This window comes from Peribacillus sp. NPDC058002, assembly GCF_042886655.1.
GTDB lineage: Bacteria > Bacillota > Bacilli > Bacillales > DSM-1321 > Peribacillus > Peribacillus aracenensis.
The window spans coordinates 1-5,640 of the sequence record NZ_JBHVQU010000225.1 but is presented as its reverse complement, the minus strand read 5'-3'; the positions used below and the strand labels follow the sequence as shown (position 1 = coordinate 5,640).

Below are 5,640 nucleotides of genomic sequence, written 5' to 3'. Positions count from 1 at the left end.
ATGCGAAAGATGTCATAAAAGCTGTTTGTACAACGACAACCCTTAAAAATGATGAAAATGGGGTAGCTTATGCGATTTATCGATATTTGGAGAACTTCGTGGTTCAAAAATAAGTGTCAATGCCGAAGGAGCGAGCGATAAAATGGCCTGGATATATATTATAATGGCAGGACTTTTGGAAATCGTTTGGGTGAAGCTCTTAAATATTCTCACGGATTCACCAATTTTGAGTTTTAACGAATACCGCTAATTATTTTCATATTTATGAGGGGGGATTGTTTATGGCAGTAGCACAGAAGCAGGTCAATAAATGGTTTACCTTATGTATCTTAATTTTGGGAGGAGGAACAATATTTAAATTATCATCCTTAAAAGATGCTTTTTACGTTCCGATGCAAAAATATTTTCATCTTTCACATACCCAAATAGGTTTGGCATTATCTGTATATGCTATTGTGCAAATGTTAGGTTATGTAGTCTCCATGTACATCACTGATAGATTTTCTAAAAGGAAGTTAATTCCGATTGGATTGATTGGTGTAGGTGCAACTGGGATCTATTTATCTACTATACCAAGTTATTATGGAATTTTAGCTTCTTGGGGAGTAATGGCTTTATTTACAGAGATTACTTTTTGGCCAGTATTGATAAAAACCGTTAAATTGCTTGGAGACTCCGACGAACAAGGCAGGATGTTTGGATTTCTTGAAGCTGGCCGTGGTGTTGTAGATACAATCGTTGCATTCTCTGCTCTAGGTATATTTATTTGGTTAGGATCTGAGTCATTAGGTTTCAGAGCCGCAATTTTATTCTTTGCCTTGATTACAATTATTGTTGGTATCATTAGTTATTTCTTTATAGAGGACGATATCATTGAAACGTTTGATAAGGGTGGAGAAGAAATTAGTAAAAGTAAAGTAGCTTTGAAAGGTGCGATGCAAGCAATTAAAACTCCCAAACTTTGGTTTTCCTCATTTACAATATTTTGCGTTTATACGGTTTACGCAGGTTTAACTTACTTTATTCCGTTCTTGCAAGAAATTTATGGAATGCCGGTAGCGTTATTAGGTGTATATGGGATTATAAACCAATATGGATTAAAAATGATAGGCGGTCCCATCGGTGGATTCTTAGTTGATAAAAAATTTAAATCAGCGACAAAATACCTTAGATTTACATTTCTCTTATCCATTATTACAATGATAATTTTTATTATGCTTCCACATGACAAAATGAATATTTATATAGGAATAATTGCGACACTTGGCTTCGGATCGATTGTATTTACTCAACGGGCTGTGTTTTTTGCCCCATTAGATGAAATTGATATTCCAAAAGAGATAAGCGGTGCTGCCGTATCAGTAGCTTGTTTAGTTGGTTATGCTCCTTCAATTTTCGCCTTTGCCATGTATGGTAATATTCTGGATCACAATCCTGGAATTACTGGATATAGATATGTATTTTTGATTATGATTGCATTTGCAGCTATAGGTTTTATTATAAGTAACTATTCAGTTAAAATTTTAAAAAAGAAAAAACAAACTAACCGATATTTGGAAGATAATTAAATGAATGCTTAATTTTTTATCGATATATAAATTGGCTTAAATCTGGGTAACAAAATGAAAATTGGATTAGAAACAGCAAGCTTTCACTTGCAGTTTATTATAGGTTGAATGAATATTTTCGATTTTATCAGAAAAACAGCAAAATTAGGATTAGCCGGAGTCATACTTTACACAGAATAATTTTAGAAATGTGTCATCCATGTAAGCGAAGGAAGGAAAGGATCATTTAAGATGTAAAAACCGTATTTCAATCAATAACTGATTGATCCTTTAACAACATACTATCCAAGTGATGATCTTTTAGAACAAATGTTATGGCCCAAGATAATGAAATTAAAGAATCTGTACAAACGGTCAAAAAGTTACGAGAAAAATAATGTAGATAAAAAGGAGATTTTTATTATGAAAGAAGCAGTTTTAACAAGGAATGCGCCACAACCTATTGGACCATATTCCCAAGCGGTATTATCAAAAGGGATTCTCTATATTTCGGGGCAACTCCCTTTAAATCTTAATACGAATAAATTAGCTATAGGCATTGAAGACCAAGCAAGACAATGTTTAGAAAATTTAAAGCACATTTTAAGAGAAAAAGGTCTAGAAATGAATTCAGTTTTGAAAACAACTATATTTGTGACTGATTTATCAGATTTTCAAACTGTAAATGAAATTTATGCGGAATACTTTTCGAAACCTTTTCCAGCTAGGAGTACCATTCAGGTAGCAGAATTACCTATGAATGCAATGATTGAAATTGAATTGATGGCCGAAGTAAAAAGGTGACCAATTATTCTTTTTTGGGGAGAATATGTTCCGTCGTTTATGCTGGTTCTTCCCTTATTTAAGAGAACTTTCATAAGCAAAGTCGTTAAGTAGAAATTAATTCAAATGAAAATAGAAGTCGAACAAAATTTAGTTTAATTTCTTCTCGGTACAATAAATTAACATAAAGGTGGGTAAAACATGAAAATGGGATTAGAGACAGAAAGCTTTCATTTGCAGTTTATTACAGGTCGAATGGATATTTTCGGTTTTATCAGAAAAACAGCCGAATTGGGATTAGATGGAGTCATGATCAATATTGTTCCATGGCCAGAGTTACCAGGAATTGGCGCATTAGAATCGTTTGAACCGGAATACTTAGACAAGGTGAAAAAAGAAATTCAAAAGTATGGATTTTTCGCCGAAATCGATACAAATGGAACCAATCCGAACCATCTGACACAGGTCATTGAGGCCGCGCATAGAATTGGAGCGGATGTCATTCGTACGTATACCTGCATGGGAGAATATGATCCAGACAGATTGAGAAGAGCTCCTGAAGATATTAAACAGATTGTACCATTATTAAAAAAATATAGAATGAAGCTTGCTGTTGAAAATCACGAGGAAGAGTTAACGGATGAAGTGATTCAAATCATCAAGGAAGTCAACAGCCCTTGGGTGGGTGCTCATTGTGATTTCGGGAATGCAATGATGGCATGGGAGGACCCGGTTGAAGCTGTAAGAAAATTAGCACCATATGCCTTTACAACTCATTTTAAGGATCATATTATCGTCCATGATGGCGAAGATTACAGGGTATGTGGCGTACCTGCTGGGACTGGCAATATCGATTTGGAAGAATGTTTTAAAATATTGATTGAGAATTCAATGTTGACAAGAATCAACGTTGAAATGTGCTTCCCGTATGCCATCCATTTTAAGAGAGAGCCTGGTACAGGCGGAGTCTTTGCAGTAGGCGAAGGAGCATTTAAGGTGGAACAACCTCCTTATGATTTAAATGTAATTAAACCATTGGATTACTATTATCCGCCAGCAGAACTTCTAGAACAAATGATTGTCGATCAAGAAAAAGGTGCAGAGCAATCAGTTAGATATGCACTTGCATTAAGGGATAAATACTACCGCTAAATAAAAAACAGGGAGAGGTTCTTTTTGGTGTAAAAAAATCAGATAGTCAAGCTTTTATGGCCAAACAATTGAATGCAAGGATAGAAGTGTTGAAGCGAGCTCAAGGTAAAAGCTTAGACGAGATTTACCGTACGGAAATTATTTTTGAATAATTAAAAGTCAAGGTGGAAAAGCCACCCCAAAACAGTTTCTTTGGATATTTTATAATTATTGATTTGGCGCAAGAATTGAATAACGATGGACTGTTTCAGCAGTCCATTTTTCTTGTTCTTTTAGCAGTATCAGCAAAAGCCTTAAGCCGTAAAACAGATACATTATGGTGTATTGAAGATAACATGTGTATACAAACGTTGCAGTCAAATTACTTCTGCATACCCAAAAAGCCCTGCCCTTTGATGAACAAGGTTGGGGCTTGTTTACTGCATAGATTTCTAATTCACCATAATGACTATTTTGAAGAAGCAGATGCTACTTTTTCTTGAAATGCCTTCATTTTTTCTGTCGTGTCATTAGTTAACTGCTTTATTTTTACCACATCTGATTGATCCTTTTTTATTTCATTGATGAGTGGATAAAGACTTTCTTCGATGTTTTTATAATCTACAGGGTGCTGTTCCTCTACTTGTTTTTCTATTGAATCCCAACTTTCTTCCAGGTCTTTACCTGTTGTTTGGATTTGCTCGGTATTTTCAGACTCTGTTTCTATATTGGCCTTAAGTTCCAGCAGTGAAATGATCACTTCTTCGCTACCGCTTGAAAGAAAAGCTGGCATGTCTTCACTTGTTGCCTCTTCCACAGTCTGCTTTTCTGGTTGTTCTCTGTCTGCTCCGGCTTCTGTTAATTCTGTTTGCTCTTCATTGGCTTTTTCATCGTTAACATTAGAGCTGCAGCCAGCTGCCATTAAAAGCATAAAAATCATCACCACTAAAAAACAACTAAATTTTTTCATTTTAATCCACCTCTGGACATACTATTTTTATCTTTCATCTGTTCAAAAATATGAATGGTTTTTTGCTTGTTCAAGTTTTCTAACTTAAACAACTTTTTTGCTACTTATCCCATTTGGAGGAGATGATGTTATCTGCATGGAAAAGCGGCCAATTTTCACTACCTTGACCTTTGCAAGTACTGACGCTTGAATCACTTTTTGTGAAATAATAAAGTGTCATCCTTTTTGGTCGATTAAATACTTTCCCACTTCGTCTGATTTAGCATTTAAAGCTTGTACTTTTTGACTCATCCTGAATTATATTGAAGGAGAAGGTCTTAACATTTCTTCGCTTTGTGAAATTATGTTCTTGATAAATGTTTCCTTTAATCCAGATGAACAGGAGAATCGAATGCCTATCAATATGCTGCAGGTTTCCCCAACCACCTCCCTTTGAAAATATTTTTAGTCGGATTTTGCTCCCTTCACTATATATAAACGTATAGAGGAGAATATTGGTTTGATTATTTTTTATAAATTTACGATTCATGTGTAGAATTGAACCCTTAAATTGAATAATGGCCCCATTTTAATAACGAATTTGATATGTTGATAGACAATTTCTTTTAATCACTTAATTTGGCTGGTTATGCACTTGAAAAAATTATATGACTTTTGTATAGAGAAAAAAGCTAAACTAAAATTTATTCTTAATATCTCTCTTATATGTAGAAGTTATTTTTTCAATAATTGACTTGTTTTAAAGAAGTATACGATATGTAAATCTAGTTAACATAATAAGGAGCATATAAAAAGAGCTAGTCTAGATTTTTTTGCCTATTTTCGCCCTTAGAAAGTGACAGACTTATAAAAGATATGTTATGTTCTCATCTCTACATATTAAATAAGAATAAAGGAAAAGGTGCTTGACTATGAACAAAACTGATTTAGTAAATACTGTAGCAACACAAGCAGAACTAACAAAGGGAGACGCGAAAAAAGTAGTGGATGCATTGTTTGAAACAATCTCCAATACGCTCGCTAAAGAGGAGAGAATTCAATTAGTTGGATTTGGTACATTTGAAGTGCGCGACCGAGCAGCTCGAACGGGTAGAAACCCACAAACAGGAGAAGAAATACAAATTGCGGCTTCCAAAGTTCCTGCTTTTAAACCTGGTAAGGAATTAAAAGAGGCTGTTAATTAATATGCATATTATATATTTATAATAT

Annotated in this window: 5 protein-coding genes; 4 read left to right on the top strand and 1 reads right to left on the bottom strand. The window is 34.4% G+C overall.

Annotated features, from left to right (window positions below):
- Positions 1–281 precede the first annotated feature (281 nt).
- The 3 genes from ACFVSH_RS22175 (at position 282) to ACFVSH_RS22165 (ending at position 3,482) form a co-directional block, all read left to right on the top strand.
- Positions 282–1,568 carry an MFS transporter gene (locus ACFVSH_RS22175; protein ID WP_387707857.1) on the top strand — a complete coding sequence of 429 codons (1,287 nt, stop codon included), beginning with the start codon at positions 282–284 and terminating at the stop codon, positions 1,566–1,568.
- A 402-nt stretch (positions 1,569–1,970) separates the two neighbouring features.
- On the top strand, positions 1,971–2,351 hold the full coding sequence (locus ACFVSH_RS22170; RefSeq protein ID WP_387707855.1) for a RidA family protein: 381 nt from the start codon (positions 1,971–1,973) through the stop codon (positions 2,349–2,351).
- 180 nt (positions 2,352–2,531) lie between these two features.
- The gene (locus tag ACFVSH_RS22165) at positions 2,532–3,482 is read left to right on the top strand and encodes a sugar phosphate isomerase/epimerase family protein (protein WP_387707853.1); all 951 of its coding nucleotides are present in this window, start codon (positions 2,532–2,534) and stop codon (positions 3,480–3,482) included.
- Positions 3,483–3,930: 448 nt separating this feature from the next.
- Here ACFVSH_RS22165 and ACFVSH_RS22160 read toward each other — a convergent pair whose 3' ends face one another.
- Positions 3,931–4,431 (bottom strand): hypothetical protein, encoded by a 501-nt coding sequence (locus ACFVSH_RS22160; protein ID WP_387707851.1) that lies wholly within the window; start codon positions 4,429–4,431, stop codon positions 3,931–3,933.
- Positions 4,432–5,342: 911 nt separating this feature from the next.
- Here ACFVSH_RS22160 and ACFVSH_RS22155 point away from each other — a divergent pair.
- Positions 5,343–5,615, top strand: a complete 273-nt coding sequence (locus ACFVSH_RS22155; protein WP_387707849.1) for an HU family DNA-binding protein — start codon at positions 5,343–5,345, stop codon at positions 5,613–5,615.
- The last annotated feature ends 25 nt before the right edge of the window (positions 5,616–5,640 follow it).